At 62.7% G+C, this 18,049-nt stretch carries 14 protein-coding genes; 4 read left to right on the top strand and 10 right to left on the bottom strand.

What is annotated here, in order from left to right:
• Nucleotides 1-83 precede the first annotated feature (83 nt).
• Together WBN73_RS16450 and WBN73_RS16445 are read left to right on the top strand one after the other, a co-directional pair.
• On the top strand, nt 84-1,514 hold the full coding sequence (locus WBN73_RS16450) for an acyltransferase family protein (RefSeq protein WP_337340791.1): 1,431 nt from the start codon (nt 84-86) through the stop codon (nt 1,512-1,514).
• A gap of 103 nt (nt 1,515-1,617) precedes the next feature.
• Complete coding sequence (locus WBN73_RS16445) at nt 1,618-2,304, top strand: fasciclin domain-containing protein (protein WP_207596042.1); 687 nt, start codon at nt 1,618-1,620, stop codon at nt 2,302-2,304.
• 83 nt (nt 2,305-2,387) lie between these two features.
• On the opposite strand, the gene WBN73_RS16440 is transcribed toward WBN73_RS16445, so the two are convergent.
• The 10 genes from WBN73_RS16440 to purU all read right to left on the bottom strand — a co-directional run bounded on the left by WBN73_RS16440 (nt 2,388) and on the right by purU (nt 16,173).
• Nucleotides 2,388-2,564, bottom strand: a complete 177-nt coding sequence (locus WBN73_RS16440) for a hypothetical protein (protein ID WP_207596043.1) — start codon at nt 2,562-2,564, stop codon at nt 2,388-2,390.
• A 44-nt stretch (nt 2,565-2,608) separates the two neighbouring features.
• Nucleotides 2,609-4,639, bottom strand: a complete 2,031-nt coding sequence (locus WBN73_RS16435; protein ID WP_242703500.1) for a BCCT family transporter — start codon at nt 4,637-4,639, stop codon at nt 2,609-2,611.
• Nucleotides 4,640-5,022: 383 nt separating this feature from the next.
• Nucleotides 5,023-5,829 (bottom strand): IclR family transcriptional regulator, encoded by an 807-nt coding sequence (locus WBN73_RS16430; RefSeq protein WP_207596045.1) that lies wholly within the window; start codon nt 5,827-5,829, stop codon nt 5,023-5,025.
• 128 nt (nt 5,830-5,957) lie between these two features.
• Nucleotides 5,958-7,193 carry a molybdopterin molybdotransferase MoeA gene (locus WBN73_RS16425; RefSeq protein ID WP_337340792.1) on the bottom strand — a complete coding sequence of 412 codons (1,236 nt, stop codon included), beginning with the start codon at nt 7,191-7,193 and terminating at the stop codon, nt 5,958-5,960.
• A 138-nt stretch (nt 7,194-7,331) separates the two neighbouring features.
• Complete coding sequence (gene fdhA, locus WBN73_RS16420) at nt 7,332-8,549, bottom strand: formaldehyde dehydrogenase, glutathione-independent (RefSeq protein ID WP_337340793.1); 1,218 nt, start codon at nt 8,547-8,549, stop codon at nt 7,332-7,334.
• Nucleotides 8,550-8,747: 198 nt separating this feature from the next.
• Complete coding sequence (locus tag WBN73_RS16415; protein ID WP_337340794.1) at nt 8,748-11,066, bottom strand: FdhF/YdeP family oxidoreductase; 2,319 nt, start codon at nt 11,064-11,066, stop codon at nt 8,748-8,750.
• A 10-nt stretch (nt 11,067-11,076) separates the two neighbouring features.
• A complete protein-coding gene (locus tag WBN73_RS16410; RefSeq protein WP_337340795.1) occupies nt 11,077-11,961 on the bottom strand; it encodes a bifunctional 5,10-methylenetetrahydrofolate dehydrogenase/5,10-methenyltetrahydrofolate cyclohydrolase in 885 nt (294 codons plus the stop codon).
• Nucleotides 11,958-12,584, bottom strand: coding sequence for a cyclodeaminase/cyclohydrolase family protein (locus tag WBN73_RS16405; RefSeq protein ID WP_337340796.1), 627 nt, complete (start codon nt 12,582-12,584; stop codon nt 11,958-11,960). Before WBN73_RS16405 ends, WBN73_RS16410 begins: the two co-directional genes overlap by 4 nt.
• Before the next feature lie 133 nt (nt 12,585-12,717).
• Entirely contained in the window at nt 12,718-15,210 is a 2,493-nt protein-coding gene (locus tag WBN73_RS16400; protein ID WP_337340797.1) for a GcvT family protein, read from the bottom strand.
• A 48-nt stretch (nt 15,211-15,258) separates the two neighbouring features.
• Entirely contained in the window at nt 15,259-16,173 is a 915-nt protein-coding gene (gene purU / locus WBN73_RS16395) for a formyltetrahydrofolate deformylase (RefSeq protein WP_337340798.1), read from the bottom strand.
• 120 nt (nt 16,174-16,293) lie between these two features.
• Between purU and WBN73_RS16390 the strand changes: the two genes are divergently transcribed.
• Together WBN73_RS16390 and pdxS are read left to right on the top strand one after the other, a co-directional pair.
• Nucleotides 16,294-16,974, top strand: a complete 681-nt coding sequence (locus WBN73_RS16390) for a GntR family transcriptional regulator (protein WP_337340799.1) — start codon at nt 16,294-16,296, stop codon at nt 16,972-16,974.
• 197 nt (nt 16,975-17,171) lie between these two features.
• A complete protein-coding gene (gene pdxS / locus WBN73_RS16385) occupies nt 17,172-18,047 on the top strand; it encodes a pyridoxal 5'-phosphate synthase lyase subunit PdxS (protein WP_278251955.1) in 876 nt (291 codons plus the stop codon).
• Nucleotides 18,048-18,049: the final 2 nt, after the last annotated feature.

Raw genomic sequence — 18,049 nt, 5'->3', positions numbered from 1 at the left:
TCCTGTCGGTATAGCCAGCTCTACCTTTAAGTGGGTGGCCCACACCATCGTGATCGGGTTCGCCGCTCCGTAGCGTCGAAGACATGAAAAGCAACGCAACTGCACCAGCAGTTTTACCGGTGGAAACGGCCCTGGGAACCGTCGGGTTTTCGAACAACAGGGACCCGCGTGGCCCAGCGGATAAGTCGGCGCGGGATGTGAGCGTGGATGTCATCCGAAGCTTCTGCCTTCTGGTGGTAGTTGCACTTCACGCCCTGATGGTTGGAGTGAGCATGGGTCCCCAAGGGCCCGTTTTCGAGAATGCCTTGGACGGAAATCCTTGGTTCGCCTCTTTGTCCTGGGCGGTCCAGGTCATGCCGCTGTTTTTCATTGCGGGCGGGTTCAGTTCAATCTCGCAATGGCGTCGCATCCAGCTTCGGGGTGGCACTGCCGGCGACTATATCCGGCTTCGGGTGGTCCGGCTCCTCGTCCCCGCAGTGGTGCTGGTGGCATCGGTAGGAGTGGGCCTGGTGGTTCTGACGTTGGCGGGGGGACCTTCAGGGATTGTTGAAACGGCCGGGTACCGGATTAGCCAGCCTTTGTGGTTCCTGGCCGTCTACCTCGGATGTTCAGCGCTTGTTCCCCTGCTGGCATTCGCCCACGGGAAGGCGCGTCTCAGTACGCTGTTGGGGTTGGGGTTGGCTATCGCCGCGGTAGATGCGGGGCGTTTGAGCCTGGAACTTCCTGCCCTCGGGTACGCCAACCTTGCCTTTGTGTGGCTCTTCATCCAGCAACTGGGCTTCTGGCTTGCCGATGGGTCGGTGGGCCGGCTATCCGCTGCGGTGCGGAAGTGGACCTCGGGGCTGGCGCTGATGCTGATGATGTACCTCTTCGCTTCTGGTTGGTACTCAGGGGACATGTTCAGCAACCTGAACCCACCAACAGGGGCCCTTGCCCTACTGGCAGTCGCACAACTCATGCTCTTGTCCTTGGCTCAGAGGCGCATCAGGGTGTGGGCCGAAAAGTCCAGCGCCATGTCCTTCGTGGCGCTGGTGGGGTCCAAGGCGATGACCATCTATCTCTGGCACATGCCGGTGATGGTGTCGATTGCGGGTCTGCTGCTGGCGATACAGATGCACCTGCCTGCTCCCGGCAGTGCGGAGTGGTGGCTGAGCCGGCCCTTATGGCTTGTGGCTGTTGCGTGTGCGCTCTTGCCGGTTGTGATGTGGCTGGGGCGTCTTGAACGGGTGAACGCCTCGAGCCGAGCTTCTTTCACCCATCCGAGGACCGTGCTGAGTGCCGTGAGCGGCGTGGGGGGAGTGGTGGTTCTCCTCGTTGACGGCATCACTCCCAGCACGGCCATCATCAGCGTGGTTCTTTTCCTCTGCGCGCTATGGGGCCACCTGGATCTGCGGAGACCACAGATGACCCGCCCCGGCGGGACAAACACGGAACAGGGCGGACGCGGTGTGGCGGGCTGGTTTAAAAAACTTTTTCAATCCGCACCCATCCACCCCGTCCCACCCTCCGAATAGCTGGTGAGACACAAACCGCCGGTGAAGCAAAAGCAGCATCAGCAGCCAGTGTCCCACCACCCAATGGACCCAACGCCCTGGTTCCAAAAACAAGGAGAATGACATGTTGTCCACAAAGCGCCCCGCCCTCGCCTTCGTTGGCCTCACTGCAGCCGCCCTTCTCGGTCTCACTGCCTGTGGTGGTTCCAGCACCTCCACTTCGCCTTCCTCGGCATCTGCCGCTCCGGAGACGTCCTCAGCCATGCCGTCTGCTTCGCCGTCGGCCTCCGCCATGAGCAGCGCCGCCATGGATCCGGCCGCTAACCTTGTGGGCCCCGGCTGCGCCGGTTACGCCGCACAGGTTCCGGACGGTGCCGGCTCGGTAACGGGCATGGCCAAGGACCCGGTAGCCGTAGCAGCATCGAACAACCCGCTGCTCAAGACCCTGACCGCCGCGGTCTCGGGCAAGCTCAACCCTAAGGTTGACCTGGTTTCCACCCTGAACGGCAGCGAATTCACGGTGTTCGCACCGGTTGACGATGCCTTCGCCAAGATCGACCCCGCAACAATCGAGACGCTCAAGACGGACGATGCCCTGCTGAGCAAAATTCTCACGTACCACGTAGTCCCCGGTCAGCTGACCCCGGACCAGATCGTCGGCACCCACAAGACTGTCCAGGGTGGCGAAGTAACGGTTGCCGGCACCAAGGATGCCCTCACGGTTGACGGAGCGTCCAACGTGATCTGCGGTGGCGTCCAGACCGCCAACGCCACGGTTTACCTGATCGACTCGGTGCTGATGCCCAAATAGGCCTTAGCTGCCAACCAGCAGTCAATAAAAAAGCAGGCGCCGGAATCCGGCGCCTGCTTTGCTGTGGTGCGGGGTGTCTCCGATCAGCGGCCGAAGTCACTGTCGACGTAGGAGCCGGCCCTGGTGTGTTCCGATCCGCAGGGGCAACTGTCCACCTCAATCCGGACGGTCATGGGTTGGGAAGCGTCCAGGGTGAGGGTGACGTCATCGCTGGTTTGCTTGCTGAAACGAATCGTTCCTTTTTCAGATGTCTTGGGCATGGATCAGCCTCTCTGATGTGTGAAGGGGATTGGCCAAGGCTGGATTACTTGGTGTTGGAGTCCTGGGGTGGCTTGCCAACCAGGGGGATGGTTCCCGTGGGTGTTCCTCCCGAGCAGTCGGACTCCGTGCATTTTTCAGCGCAATCGTGCCTGGTGACGAGGTCAAACTGAACACCGCCGTGTTGCTCTACGCCCGTCCTGATGGCTCGTTCCACCACTGAGGTGGCCAGGCGCTTGTGCAATTGCAGGGGATCGCGGCGAAGGTCCTTGACCAGGGCGAAACAGAGCAGCAGCATGACGATCACAAATGGCAGGGCAGCCACAATGGTCACTCTCTGCAGGCCGGACAACGCTTCCGATGGTTTATCGCCGCCGGCAAGCAGCATGACCGCTGCCACTGCGCCGGTGAGGCTTCCCCAGAAGATCACCACTCCTCGACGCGGGTGCTCAGCACCATTGGAGCTGAGGGATCCCATCACGATGGACGCTGCGTCGGCACCAGTGACGAAGAAGATCGCCACCAGGACCATGGCCAGGACAATGACGGCTGCGGTCAGCCAGCCGGGCATGCCCAGGTTCTTGACGAGGTCAAAGAGGGCGCCATCGAAATTGATGGAAGGCGCGCCGTCCACCATGGTCACAAGCCCGGGGGTGCCGGCCTTGTCCGCTTCCTGCTGCACGTGGAAGGCGGCGCCGCCGAAGATGCCGAACCAGATGACACTCACGACGCTCGGCACCAGCAGGACACCGGTGACGAACTGGCGGATGGTGCGGCCACGGCTGATGCGGGCGATGAACATTCCCACGAAGGGCGTCCAGGAGATCCACCATGCCCAGTAGAAGATGGTCCAACTGGTCATCCAGCTACGCAGGGAGTCGTCTCCCACGGCTTCGGTACGCGAGGACATTTCAGCCAAGTCCCGGGCGTAGTCACCCACGGCTGAGGGGATCAGGTTGAGGATGAACAAGGTGGGGCCTGCTACGAACACGATCAGCGCCAGAACAACGGCCAGGACCATGTTGATGTTGGACAGCCACTGGATGCCGCGGCTGATGCCTGAAACAGCTGATGCGACGAAGCAGAACGTCAGGATCGCAACAATGACCACCAGCACCGGGGTACCGATTTCACCCAGCCAGCCGTTGGACGTCATGCCGCTGCCGATCTGGAGGGCTCCGAGGCCCAGCGAGGCAGCAGTTCCGAAGAGCGTGGCGAAGATGGCCAGGATGTTGATGAACTTGCCCAGCGGACCTTCCACCATTCGGATGCCGAACAGTGAGGTGAAGGCAGCGGAGACCAGCTGCTTGCGGCCCAAGCGGTAGGTGCCGTAGGCCATGGCGATGCCGACTACTGCGTACATGGCCCAGGGGTGCAGGGTCCAATGGAAGATCGAGGTAGCCATGGCGGTCTGAATGGCCGCGGGTGTGCGACCGTCCACGGTCCCGGGTGGCGGTGAGATGTAGTGGTACAGCGGTTCGGCAACACCGTAGAACATGAGGCCGATGCCCATACCGGCGGCAAACATCATGGCCACCCAGGAGATGGTTCGGAACTCGGGCTTTTCGCCGTCCTTGCCCAGGGGGATGTTGCCGAACTTGCCGAGGGCAAGCCACAGGACGAAAACGACGAACAGTGAGGCGAGGACCATGAAGAGCCAGCCGGTGTACTCCATGACCCAGTTCAGGGCGCCCTTGGAGGTATCGGAGAGGCTGTCCCGTCCAACAAAGCCCCAGACCACGAAGGCGACGGCGATGGCGCCCGTGATCCCGAAGGTGACTTTGTCGAGGGTAAGTTTGCGGTTCCGGCGGGCCGATACGGCCTGCTCGGTCTTGGCGTGGCGCAGCTCTTCCATGATCTGTTCGTGTTCTACAGAATCGGAGAGGGGGTCTGCGCCTCCGTCCTCAGCGTTGAGGGCTGCCAAGTTGGTGTCGTCGGGGGAGACCCTGATGACTGCTTCAGGGTTCTCCGCGTGGGCTGGGTTGGTTGGGCTGGCTGCGCCCGGGGTACCTGCAACGTGATCGTCGGCAGGTAGTTCCTCGGGCGTCAGCGGTTTTGTGTCACTGTTTGTAGCCATGAGCGGGTCCTTTGCTCGGCGTGTCATGAGCCTGCATTTCTACGAGGCCTTGGTGAATGGGTCGGTGGGAAGGTTGGGTCTTCCTCCGATCCGATGGTCATGGCGGGCCGTGGCGCCTCCCCGGGTGCGCGGTCACGGATCGGGCAGGCGATAGGGATGATGCACCTCTTCTGGTTCGTGGGACGGTGGCGGTTGACTGCTCCAAGCCGTGTTCCGCAGGAATCAACAACATCCGCGCTATGCAACAGAGTGCGCTCCGTCACATCCAAAGTCAAGGGATCCACGCTCTTTAACAGCAGATTGATATATCAATTGGCTAGAAGTAAAGCGTTGCGTATCATGGGGTGCGTTGCGAATAGCGCGTCCGCAGTGTGTGGCTAGCGTTAGCGCTGCCTGTATCCCATCCGGGTGCTGATAGTCAGTCCTGCTTCCCGAAGGCCCTCAATAAGCCCTGGCTGGTCCTCCGGCGAAAAACGGAATGCTGGTCCGGAAATACTGACGGCGGCAATAACGCTTCCCGCATGGTTGAAGATGGGCACTGCGATGGCGGTAAGGCCAATTTCAAACTCTTCGTGGACTGTGGCGTACCCGTTGCGGGCCACGTCCAGCAGTTGCTTTTCGAGCTCCCCGCGGTTCGTTACAGTCCGCGGCGTACGCGCGGGCAGGCCCACGGCCTTGAGGATCTGGTTGCGTTCGTCGGCGGTCAGTGCGGCAAGAAGAACCTTGCCACTGGACGTGGCGTGCAACGGCGTCAGGCTGCCCACCCAGTCGTAGGTGGCCAGGGTTGAGGGTCCCATTGCCTGATCCACGTTGACGGCATAGTTCGATCGCAGGACGGCCAGGTTGACGGTCTCCTTGTACTCGGCCGCCAGTGCTTCCAGGACTTCCCGTGCTTCATGCACCACGCTCAGCCTGCCGGGAATGGAAGATGCTAGGCGGAGGATCCCAAAGCCCAGCTGATACTTGCCGCGTTCACTGTTCTGCCGGACGATGTCCCGGTTCACCAAGGAGCCCACCAGCCTGGACACGGTGGATTTGTGGATGCCCATTTCTTCCGCGATTTCACTGACTCCGGCATCGCCTTCACGGGCCAGGATTTCCAGGATCTGGAGCGCACGGTCCACAGATTGGACGCCGCCGCCTTGGGCGTCTGCGTCCTTGTCGATCTCCGGGTTGCTGCGTGCGGCCATGATGCCTCGTGTCGTTGTCCAGGCAGGCCGGACCTGGGCTGGTAGCACTGTCCGGCCTGCACGCTCGTCTTTCCTCATCCTAGACGGAGTTTTGCACGGACCCTTTCACTTCTTGGGACCCGCGTCATCTACGCATTGGGAGCCGTCCACGGCAGCGGCAGGACGGAAACAGGCGCGCCGGCTGCCACCCCTTCGGGGGGAACAGCCATGTAGCCGTCGGCCCAGGCAAGCCCACGCATCATCCCCGGACCCGTGCGGGAAGTGGGGAATGCGAGGTCGTGGATAAAAGTGCACGGCATCAGCCGCGTCCGCCCTGGGCAGGGATCGATGTCCGCCCCGGACGTCACCCGGCGGGCTGCCCGAAGGCTCCGGTTTCCCAGTGCGGCCAGCAGGGGTTCGCCGAGGGTCATGAGCGCCATCATGGCGGCCAGCGGATTCCCAGGGAGGCCGATGACGAATCGGCCATCGGGAAGTTCAGCCAACACGGCAGGGTGACCGGGTCTCATGGCAATGCCGTCCAGGAGGAGCCTGCCGCCGAGCGCAGCAAGGGCATCGCGGAAATGGTCCGTCCCGGATTTGCCTGTCCCGCCGGTGGTGATGGTTACGTCCGGCGGTAAGCCCTCAGGAGCATTTCCCAGCGCTGCCAGCCATTCCTCATACGAATCGCCAATCCTGAGCTGGCCGGCGGGCTCCGCGCCCAACTGCAGGATGACGGCATCCAGTTGCGGTCCGAACGCGTCGCGGACCTGTCCCGGTTCCGGCTCGCCCGAGGTCACGACTTCCGAACCGGTCAGTACGACGGCGACCCTCGGCTTGCGCTGTACCTGGAGGTCATCGTGGCCTGCGACGGCGGCCAGGGCGATGTGCGCAGGGTTGAGGAGTGTGCCGGCGGGAATCAGGACGTCCCCGCGTAAGGCTTCTTCTCCGGCTGGACGGATGTGCCGGCCGGGACGTGCCTCTTCCGGTGGCGCGTCAGGAGTCAGTGTGAGGCGTTGGATGCCGGATCCGTCCCCGAAGACGTGGCCGCTTTCCTTGCGCAGGACTGCTGTGGCGCCGGTGGGTACGAGCCCGCCGGTGGCAATGACGCTGGCTTCTCCGGCGTCGAGTTGCCGCCCTGGCAAGGTAAGGGTCCATGGACCGCTGCCGTTGATGGCCCAGCCGTCCATGGCTGACGATGCGTAGTGGGGCAGATTCCGTTGTGCGGTGACTGCGCTGGTCAGGGTTCGTCCGATAGCTTCACGGAGAGTGGCGCTCACGGCAGGGAGCGGGCCGCCGCAGTGGTAGGCCACATGGCGGGCTTCGGCCCAGGTGGGTGCGTGCCGCCGGGAAAGGGAAGTGCCGGCGGCGACGTCTTGAGTCAGCATGATCTTCGCTTCCTGAGGTGGTGCTGTTGTTTTAACGCAGATACCGGGGACTGCCCGGCCTTCCCGTACTGATGCCGCGCAGTCCCCGGTGCCCGTGGTGCGTCCTGAGCCCGTGGTGCGTCCTGAGCCCGTGGTGTATTAGGCCTTCACGTAACCGTTGGGGTTCAGGACGAACTTTGTTGCCGCTCCGGCGTCGAATTCAGCGTAGCCGCGGGGAGCGTCCTCGAGCGGGATCGCCTGGGCGTTGACTGCCTTGGCGATCTGGACCTTGTCATGCAGGATGGCCATCATCAACTGACGGTTGTACTTCATGACCGGGCATTGTCCAGTGGTGAAGGACAAGGACTTGGCCCAGCCGGTACCAAGGGACAGCGAGAGGGAGCCGTGCTTCGCGGCTTCGTCGATTCCGCCCGGGTCGCCGGTGACATAGAGCCCGGGGATGCCCAGGGATCCGCCGGCGGCCGTGATGTCCATGAGGGAGTTCAGCACGGTGGCGGGGGCCTCGTGGGAGGCGTCCTTGCCGTGACCGCGGGCTTCGAAGCCCACAGCATCCACGCCACAGTCCACCTCGGGAACACCGAGGATCTGCGCGATCTGTTCCTTGGGGTCGCCATTGGACACATTGACGGTTTCACAGCCGAAGGAGCGCGCCTGCGCCAGTCGGTCTTCGTTCATGTCGCCCACTATCACGACGGCGGCGCCCAGCAGTTGGGCGCCGACGGCGGCAGCAAGGCCCACGGGCCCGGCACCTGCGACATACACCGTGGAACCCACGGCGACGCCGGCGGTGACGGCGCCATGGAAACCCGTGGGGAAGATGTCGGAGAGCATGGTCAAGTCCATGATCTTCTCAAGCGCCTGATCGCGGTCCGGGAAGCGCAGCAGGTTCCAGTCAGCGTAGGGAACCAGCACAAACTCTGCCTGGCCGCCCACCCAGCCTCCCATGTCCACGTAGCCGTAGGCGCTGCCGGGGCGGTCGGGGTTGACGTTGAGGCAGATCCCGGTCTTCTGCTCCTTGCAGTTCCGGCAGCGGCCGCAGGAGATATTGAACGGCACCGAGACGATGTCACCCACCTTGATGAACTCGACGTCTGGTCCCACCTCCACCACTTCGCCGGTGATTTCGTGGCCGAGCACCAGGTCCTGTGGAGCTGTGGTGCGGCCACGGACCATGTGCTGGTCCGAACCGCAGATGTTGGTGGTCACGGTGCGGAGGATCGCGCCGTGTGGCACTTTCCGCCCCACGTTTGCGGGGTTGACGCCCGGCCCGTCTTTAAGCTCAAACGTTGGGTAGTCAGTGTCGATGATTTCCACGACACCGGGTTCCTTGTAGGCGACTGCTCTGTTTCCTGACATGGTCACTCCCTGTTCTTTGGCTAGTGCTGGAATATGCTGCCCAATGGTCCGAAAGTGGTGCTTCGGTGAAGAAATACCTCCCCAGGTTTCAGGCCACCGAAGCACCATTCACGGACAACCGGCCAGCTGATATTCAGATGAACGTATATAGATATATCAGTCATCCTATGTGACACAGCTCATGCTGTACAGCGTTGTCTAGGCTTTCTCCAGCCTGATGATCACGGACTTCGATGTGGGCGTCCCGCTGGTATCCGCGACGGAATCGAGGGGCACCAGGACGTTGGTTTCCGGGTAGTAGGCGGCGGCGCACCCCTTGGGCGTCGAATAGGCCACGAGACGGAAGTTCTCGGCCCGGCGGTCCGTTCCTTGGAATTCGGAGATCAAGTGGACCATGTCCCCGTCGGCAAAACCCAGTTCGGTGATGTCCTCCGCGTTGATCAACACCACCCGACGGCCACCGTGGATGCCGCGGTAGCGGTCGTCCTTGCCGTAAATGGTGGTGTTGTACTGGTCGTGGGAGCGCAGGGTTTGAAGGACCAACCGGCCGGGAGGGATCTTAATGAACTCCAGTTCGTTGCCTGTGAAGTGCGCCTTCCCGGACGCGGTGTCGAACTTCCTGGCATCGCGTGGCGGGTGGGGGAGCACAAAGCCGCCAGGATGCTGGATCCGCGCCTCGAAGTCCTCAAAACCGTCAAACACGGCTTCGATGTGTTTCCGGATCAGGGTGTAGTCGTCCCGCATGGCCAGCCATGAGGCCTGCGGTGTGTTGGGCAGGCGTTGGTGGCCGTCTGTGAACAGCCTGTCCGCAAGGTTGCAGACGATCGCCACTTCGGAGTGGAGGTGGTCACTGGCGGGCTTGAGGCGTCCCCGTGATGCGTGAACGGCGCTCATGGAATCTTCCACGGTGACCCGTTGATCGCCTGTGCGCTGGGTATCTTTCTCGGTGCGTCCCAGGGTGGGCAGGATCAATGCCCGGCGTCCGGTGGACAGGTGGGAGTGGTTCAGTTTCGTGGAGATCTGGACACTCAACCGGGTGTTGGCCAAGGCCAGCTCGGTAACCTCCGAGTCGGGGGCGGCCCGGACGAAGTTGCCGCCCATTCCCATGAAGAAACGGACTTTCCCGTCGCGCATTGCCCGAATGGCTGCCACGGTGTCAAAGCCGTGCTCCCGCGGAGAGCGGAACCCGAATTCCTGGTCCAGCCGGTCGTGGAACGTCTCCGGCATTTTTTCGAAGATGCCCATGGTTCGGTCACCTTGGACGTTGGAGTGGCCGCGCACCGGGCAGACGCCTGCGCCGGGCTTGCCGATGTTGCCCTGGAGCAGCAGGACGTTGACCACATCGCGGAGGGTAGGAACGGAATGCTTGTGCTGGGTCAGTCCCATGGCCCAGCACACGATGGTGGCGTTGGATGCGAGCATCCGCTCTCCGGTTGCCTGGATCTGCTCCAGAGTCAGGCCCGATGCCTCCACAATGTCATCCCACTCCACCTTTTCCAGGAAACGCAGGTAGTCGTTGAGGCCCACCGTGTGGTTCTCAATGAAGTTGTGGTCCAGCACCGTTTGCAGTCCCGGGGTGTTCCGTCCGGCGGCTTCGGCTTCCACCAGATATTTGCCAAGACCTTGGAAAAGGGCCTGGTCCCCGCCGGCGCGGATCTGCAGGAAGTCATCCGTCAGCTGGGTCCCTTGAATCATGCCGACCACATGTTGCGGGTTCTCGAAGTGCAGGAGCCCGGCCTCGGGAAGGGGGTTGACGGACACGATGACCGCGCCGTTCTTCTTTGCCTTTTCCAGGGCACTGAGCATACGCGGGTGGTTGGTGCCGGGGTTCTGGCCTGCAACAAAAATCAGTGACGCCGTTTCCAGGTCCGCCAGGCTGACAGAGCCCTTGCCAATGCCGATGGTTTCCACCAGCGCTGAGCCGGAGGACTCGTGGCACATGTTGGAACAGTCCGGGAGATTGTTCGTACCAATGCCGCGAACCAGCAACTGGTACACGAATGCTGCTTCATTGGATGTGCGACCGGAGGTGTAAAACACCGCCTGATCGGGGTGGTCCATCCCCCGAAGCTCCTCGGCCATGAGGTCATACGCTGCATCCCAGCCGATGGGTGTGTAATGCGTTGCGCCTTCATCTAGGAACATCGGATGGGTAATCCGGCCTTGCTGGCCCAACCAGAAATCATCGCGGGTCTTGAGCTCGGCAACGGAATGCTGAGCGAAGAACTCCGGCGTGACGCGGCGGCGGGTGGCTTCCTCGGCTACGGCCTTGGCACCGTTCTCGCAGAATTCTGCCGCATTGCGCTTCTCATGCTCAGGCCAGGCGCAACCCATGCAGTCGAACCCGTCCAACTGGTTCACTGCCAAGAGGGTCTGGACGCTGCGGAGCGGCCCCATCTGTTCCAGCGAAATTTTTAAGGCATTGGCAACAGCCGGGATGCCCACGGCCTTGGTCTTGGGTTTGCTGACGGTCAGCTTCGACTCATCAATGTTCTCGCGTGGAGCTTTGGAATGCATGGGAAACCCTTCAGATCCGGGAACTGGAAGCAGCCAGCAGCGCGGCGGGGGACTGCTGCCGGGCGGCTTCCGCTGTGTGAAGCAGCAACAGTGCTGTGGTCACCGACCCCACACCGCCCGGAACCGGACTCAGGCCGGCGGCGACTCCGGTGACACTGGCTTCGTCGACGTCTCCCACCAGCGAACCGTCGGGCAGGACGTTTGTTCCGACGTCGATCACTACCGTCTCCGGTGAGACATCACTGCCCTTCAGCAGCCCGGTGCGCCCGGCGGCAACAACCACGACGTCGGCGGGCCGGGTATGGCGTTCCAGCGGTCCCGACTTGGAATGGCAGATGGTGACGGTCGCGTCCCGCTCCAACAGGAGCAGGGACAGCGGCTTGCCCACCACGGCGGAACGTCCGACGACGGTGACGTTCCGGCCCGCAACCGGGATCTCGAAGTGGTCCAGCAGTTCCACCACCGCCCGCGCGGTAGCCGGCGCGAATGCCGGTTGGCCAACAGCCAGGCGGCCGAGGCTGAGGGGATTGGCGCCGTCGATGTCCTTCTCCGGGGAGATGAGCCCCACCAACCGGTCTGCCCGAACGGCGGCAGGCAGGGGAGTTTGGAGGATGATGCCGTGGACGGTCGGCTCCGCGCTGAGGTCGGCCAGGACACTGGCCAATGCTTGTTCGCTGGCGTCGTGGCCAAGATCAACAATCCTGCATCCAATTCCTGCGCGTTCTGCTGAACGCTCGATCGAACGGACGTACCAGAGCGTTGACTCGTCCTCCGTGGCCACCACAACAGCGAGGGTGGGCCACATTCCATCGGAGCCCAGGCTGCGGGCCTCGTCCTGGGCTTGCTGCCGGACCAGGGAAGCGAGTCCCTTGCCGGAAAGAACTGCAGTGGTCATGAGAGGATCCTTTCGCGGACACGCTTGACCAGGGAGTCGGCGGCCAGGACAACTTTGTCCTCAAGGCCATCCGTCTGGTCCGCTAAACGTGTGCGGGCTGCGGTGTCTTTGATGGCCACCACGTTAATGTCGATGTTGACCCGGGCAGTGGTGGCGGCAGCGCGGGCTGCATCTGCTGCCGCTGCGACGTCGCTGATGACGTTGGGGTTGGCCACGTCGAAAAGTTCGGTGGCGAGGTCCACCACCTCACCGGAAACCTTGATGAGCTGGGCCGGTGTGTGGGCGGCCTGGACCAGGGCGTCCCGGATGGCGTCGGCCTTTGTTGCCTTGAGCTGCTCGGTGTCGGAGGGCAGCTTGTAGGAATCGATGACGGACTGGAACGCGTGTTCGTCGGCGTCCGCCAGACGCAATGCCTCAATGATCAAGTGGTCGGCTGCGCTGGTGATCCTGGCGACGAGTGCCGCGTGCTGCTCATATTTTGGTCCGGTGGTGTATCTGGCCACCATGGCCACCAAGGCGGCACCCTGTGCCGCATGCAGGGCCGCAGCTGCGCCGCCACCGGGGGTCGGCTGACGTGAGGCGAGCCGGGAAAGGTAGTCATTGATGGTTTCTGAGCTGATCATGTGCCGTCCTGGCTGAACTGGGGGAGAGGCTGAACTGGGGGAGAAGGCTGAGGGGCAAAAGCTGCGGCCCGGACCCTCCCGGCCGCGAAGGAGGAAGGGGCCCGGGCCGCATGCTGTGGCGAACTTCGGGGTGTTAGCCGCGGAGCCTGCTCATGGTGGGGTCGTACAGCGGATCCTGCGTCACGGTCGCTTGGATGCGGCGGCCGAAATACTCGATTTCCACGGAGTCTCCGATTGATACCGCAGCGGGCAGGTACGCGTAGGCAATCGGCTTCCGGACCGAGTAACCGTAAGCGGCGCTGGTCACGTAACCCACTGCTTGGTCCTTATAGAACACCGGTTCCTTGCCCAGCGCCAGGCTCCTGCCGTCGTCGACCGTCAGGCAGCGCAGGCGACGGGCCGAGCCTTCCTCGGTGCGTCCTTCCAGTGCGGCCTTGCCAACGAAGTTCTCCTTGGTCATCTTCACGGCAAACCCAAGACCCGCTTCATAGGGATCGTGCTCGGTGGTCATGTCCGTGCCCCAGGAGCGGTAGCCCTTTTCGAGTCGCAGGGAGCTGAAGGCGGCACGTCCCGCGGCGATGACGCCGAACGGCTGGCCGGCCTTCCACAAAGCATCCCAGAGGCGCTGCCCGTTGTCCGCGCTGGTGTAGAGCTCCCAGCCGAGTTCGCCTACGTAGGACAGGCGCATCGCGGTGACGGTGACGCCTCCAATAGTGACCTTCTTGGAGCGGAAGTACTTCAGGCCGTCATTGCTGAAGTCATCGTTGCTGACAGTGCCGATGAGGTCACGGGCCAACGGACCCCACAAACCGATGCAGCAGGTGCCGCCGGTGGTGTCGCGGACCTGGACCCAGTCGCCGGCGGTGCCGTTTTGGGTCTGGTGCCGGGCTGCGCGCTCGAAGTAGGCGGTGTCGATGTTGCCGTTGGCGCCCAGCTGGAAGGTGTCTTCGCTGAGGCGAGCCACCGTGATGTCGCTTCGGATGCCGCCGGCCTCGTCCAGAAGGAGCGTGTACGTGACCGCGCCGGGCTTCTTGGCCAAGTCGCCGGTGGTCAGTTCCTGCAGCAACTTCAGGGCTCCCGGGCCGGAAACTTCAAGGCGCTTCAGCGGCGTCATGTCATACATGGCAACTGCGGTACGGGTCTTCCAGGCCTCGGCTGCGGCGATGGGCGAGCTGAACATTCCAGACCAAGCGTCACGGGCCGGGGGCTGCCAGTCGTCCGGCATTTCCTTGAGGAGCTCGGCGTTGGCTTCGAACCAGTACGGGCGCTCCCAGCCGGCGCCTTCCAGGAAGTAGCCGCCCAACTGCTTGTGGCGGGCATGGAAGGGGCTGACGCGAAGGTTGCGGGGAGAGAGCTTGGGCTGGAGCGGGTGCATCACATCGTAGATTTCCACGAAGTTCTGCTGGGACGTTTCGCTGACGTATTCGGGGGTCAGCTGGACCTCTTCGAAACGGTGGATGTCGCAGTCTCCCAGATCAATCTGCGACTTTCCGTCCACCAGCAGTTCGGCCACGGCGCGGGCAATGCCGGCGGAGTGGGTAACCCACACGGCCTCGGCCACGAAGAACCCGTCCACTTCCTTGGACTCGCCCACCAGTGAGCCGCCGTCCGGGGTGAAGGAGAAGATGCCATTGAAGCCATCCTCGATCTCGCTTTCCCGCAGTGCCGGCAGGATCTGCTTGCTTGCTTCCCACGCGGGAAGGAAGTCTTCCAGGGTGAAGTCCAGGCGGGAGGGCATGTTGTGCTCGCTGATGCTGCTTGGCTCGTAGCTGCCCAGCTCATCCAGATCCACCGGCATGGGGCGGTGCGCGTAGGAGCCGATGCCGTAACGGTCGCCGTGCTCGCGATAGTAGAGGTCCTGGTCCTGGTGGCGCAGGATGGGCAGCTGGGCGCCGTTGGGCAGTTCGTTCTTGCCCTTTTGGGCGGGAACCGGCGTGGTCTTGACGTACTGGTGTGCCAGCGGCAGGAGCGGAACGGACATCCCGATCAACTCGCCCACCTTGGCGCCCCAGAAGCCGGCGCAGGAAACCACGATGTCCGCCGGGATGACGCCTTCGGCGGTCTCGACGCCGGTTACGCGGCGGTTCGACTGCTCAATTCCGGTGACCTCGGTGTTGCCGATGTACTTCACGCCGGCAGCTTCGGTGCGCTTGATGAGCAGTTGCACGGCGCGGGCGGCAAGCGCCAGGCCATCGGTGGGAACGTGGAGGCCACCCAGGATGTCTTCCTCATTGATCAGGGGGTAGAGCTCCTTGCATTCCTCGCGGGTGAGGATCTTGCCGTCGATGCCCCACGATTGTGCGTAGCCGAGCTTGCGCTTCAGGTCAGCGAGGCGCGTCTCATTCGTGGCAACTTCAAGGCCGCCCACTTGGTTGAAGCAGCTTTGGCCGTCCTCGGTGAGGGACAGGAGTTTTTCCACCGTGTACTTGGCAAAGAGGGCCATGGACTTTGACGGGTTGGTCTGGAAGACCAGGCCCGGCGCGTGGGACGTGGAGCCGCCGGGCATGTTCAAGGGTCCCTGGTCCAGGACGGTGATGTTGTTCCATCCGCGGGTGACCAGTTCGTCGGCGAGGTTGGTGCCGACGATCCCGGCTCCGATGATGACAATGCGGGGCGTGGATGCCATGGGGGTTCTCCTGCTGAAGTTTGTGTGGGGTCTGGGGCGACGGGTGGCTTAGCGGAAAACCACGGTGCTGGTCTGGTCCAGCAGCACGCGGTGTTCGCAATGCCACCTGACGGCGCGGGACAATGCCAGGGCTTCGGCATCCTGGCCCACGGTTGAGAGGGTCGTGGGGCCGTAGCTGTGATCGACGCGGATGACTTCCTGCTCGATGATCGGTCCCTCGTCCAGGTCCGCGGTGACGTAGTGGGCAGTGGCACCCACCAGCTTCACGCCGCGGTCATAGGCCTGGTGGTAGGGGCGGGCGCCCTTGAAGCCGGGCAGGAATGAGTGGTGGATGTTGATGGCGCGGCCCTCAAGGGCGCGGCAAAGATCGTCGGAGAGGACCTGCATGTAGCGTGCCAGCACCACGAGGTCCGCGTTGTACTCCTCCACCAGGTCCAGAAGGCGCTGTTCAGCCTCTGCCTTGGTGTCAGGGGTGACGGGAATGTAGACGAAAGGCAAGCCTGCGGCTTCAGCCATGGCCCGGTGGGTCTCGTGGTTGGAAACAACCACGACGAGGTCGCCGCCAAGGCTGCCGCCGCGCCAGCGGAAGATGAGGTCGTTCAAGCAGTGCCCAAACTTGGACACCATCACCAGGACCCGCTTTTTGGTCTGGTCATGGAAGCTGAACTTCATCTCGAAACGGTCGGCAATCGCGCTGAACTCCTCTTCAAGCCGTTCCGGCGAGTAGGACGGCGGGCCCGAGAAAGCGGTCCGCAGGTGCAATGTCTGGCGGAGGCCGTCGTCGAACTGTTGGTGTTCTTCGATGTTGAAGCCGCGCTCAAACAGGAAGGTGGTGACTGCCTGAACGATCCCGGCGCGTTCGACGCACGACAATGTGAGTACGAACTTCTGTGCTTGCTCTTCTTTGAGCAATTCGGGCGTGGGTAGTGTGCTTACCGGTGAGTCTGTCGCCATGAGGGTCATGTCGCCTCCTTTAGATATATTCCTGGGTCCTGAACTGATATATTAGGATTGGGATTCAGCGTATACTGGTGACTCAGGTAGGTCAATAGGTTTTTCGGTTGTGAAGAAGGGGATGGGGCTGTGGCTTTTGGAACTCTGGCAATCGCCGGCGAAGACACGAGGAAGTCTTTGGCTGACCTCGCCTACGAACGCCTCCGGGATCGCCTCCTGATGCTGGACATCAAGCCCGGCGACCTCCTCAACGACGATCAGCTTGCCAAGGACCTGGAGATAGGCCGGACGCCGGTGCGCGAGGCCTTGAAGCGTTTGGAACTGGACCGGCTGGTCATCACCTATCCGCGGCGGGGCACGTTCGCCACCCGCGTGGAAGTAACGGACCTGGCTTTCATCTCCGAGATTCGGGCGCAGTTGGAGCCACTGGCTGCTGCAAGGGCGGCCCGGGTTGCTTCACCTGCCACCAGGCAGCATCTGCGGGATGTCATGCAGGCGGTGGAAGCTTTCGATGTCAGCGCTGCTTCAGTAGTGGAAACGCTGCGGCTCGATGCCAGTGTCCACCAGGGGATCTACGCGGCTGCTGCGAATCCCCATCTTGAAGACGTCCTGATCCGCTATGACAACCTGGCCACGCGGATCTGGTGCATGGTCCTGGACCGGCTGCCCAATCTGGAGCACCACGTGCGCGAACACCTTGATCTGCTGCGGGCTGTTATTGACGGCGATGAGGAGGAGGCGGCTGAGTTGGCCCGGGTTCACGTGAGTGGTTTTGAGCAGGCAGTGCGTCAGGCGCTTTTCGCGGCCTAGCGCGGCCTGCGCCTTCCCGGCTGTTGACTCTCTGGTTGGCCGGTTGCATACTGAACACTCCAACTAATATATCATCCGGATATCAGACTTCCGCGGTTGCCGCTGGTCTATCCGGGCGCTTGTGATGCAATCACAGCCTTCAGCCCTTGGAGTATCGCGTGACGACAAGACCCCTCCTCTTCGAACACATCCCGCTGATGGGCAGCAGCCGCGTTAAGCGGGGCATGGCTGAGATGCTCAAGGGCGGCGTCATCATGGACGTCGTTAACGTCGAACAGGCCCGCATCGCCGAGGATGCCGGTGCCGTCGCCGTCATGGCGCTCGAACGTGTCCCGGCCGATATCCGCGCCCAGGGCGGCGTGTCCCGCATGTCGGATCCGGACATGATCGATGCCATCATCGCCGCCGTGTCCATCCCGGTCATGGCCAAGGCCCGCATCGGCCACTTCGTCGAAGCCCAAGTCCTGCAGTCCCTCGGCGTTGACTACATCGACGAGTCCGAGGTCCTGACCCCGGCGGACTACATCAACCACATCGACAAGTGGAACTTCACCGTGCCCTTCGTCTGTGGTGCCACCAACCTGGGTGAGGCGTTGCGTCGTATCAACGAGGGCGCGGCGATGATCCGTTCCAAGGGTGAGGCCGGTACCGGTGATGTTTCCAACGCGACCGGGCACATGCGCAAGATCCGTTCGGAGATTGCAAAGCTTGCCGCCCTTCCCGAGGACGAGCTGTATGTTGCGGCGAAGGAGTTGCAGGCCCCGTACGAGCTGGTCAAGGAAGTTGCCGCCACCGGCAAGCTGCCCGTGGTGCTGTTCACCGCCGGTGGCATCGCCACCCCGGCTGATGCTGCCATGATGATGCAGCTCGGCGCCGACGGTGTGTTCGTTGGTTCCGGTATCTTCAAGTCGGGCAACCCGGCCGAGCGCGCCGCCGCCGTCGTGAACGCTACGGCCTATTACGACGATCCGGATGTCATCGCCAAGGTCTCCCGCGGCTTGGGCGAAGCCATGGTGGGCATCAACGTCGACGACATTCCTCAGCCCCACCGCCTCGCAGAGCGCGGCTGGTGAAG

It is taken from the genome of Paenarthrobacter sp. CCNWLY172, from assembly GCF_037402035.1.
Lineage (GTDB): Bacteria > Actinomycetota > Actinomycetes > Actinomycetales > Micrococcaceae > Arthrobacter.
The sequence above is the reverse complement of the archived record's forward strand: the minus strand, read 5'-3'. Positions and strand labels throughout refer to the sequence as shown.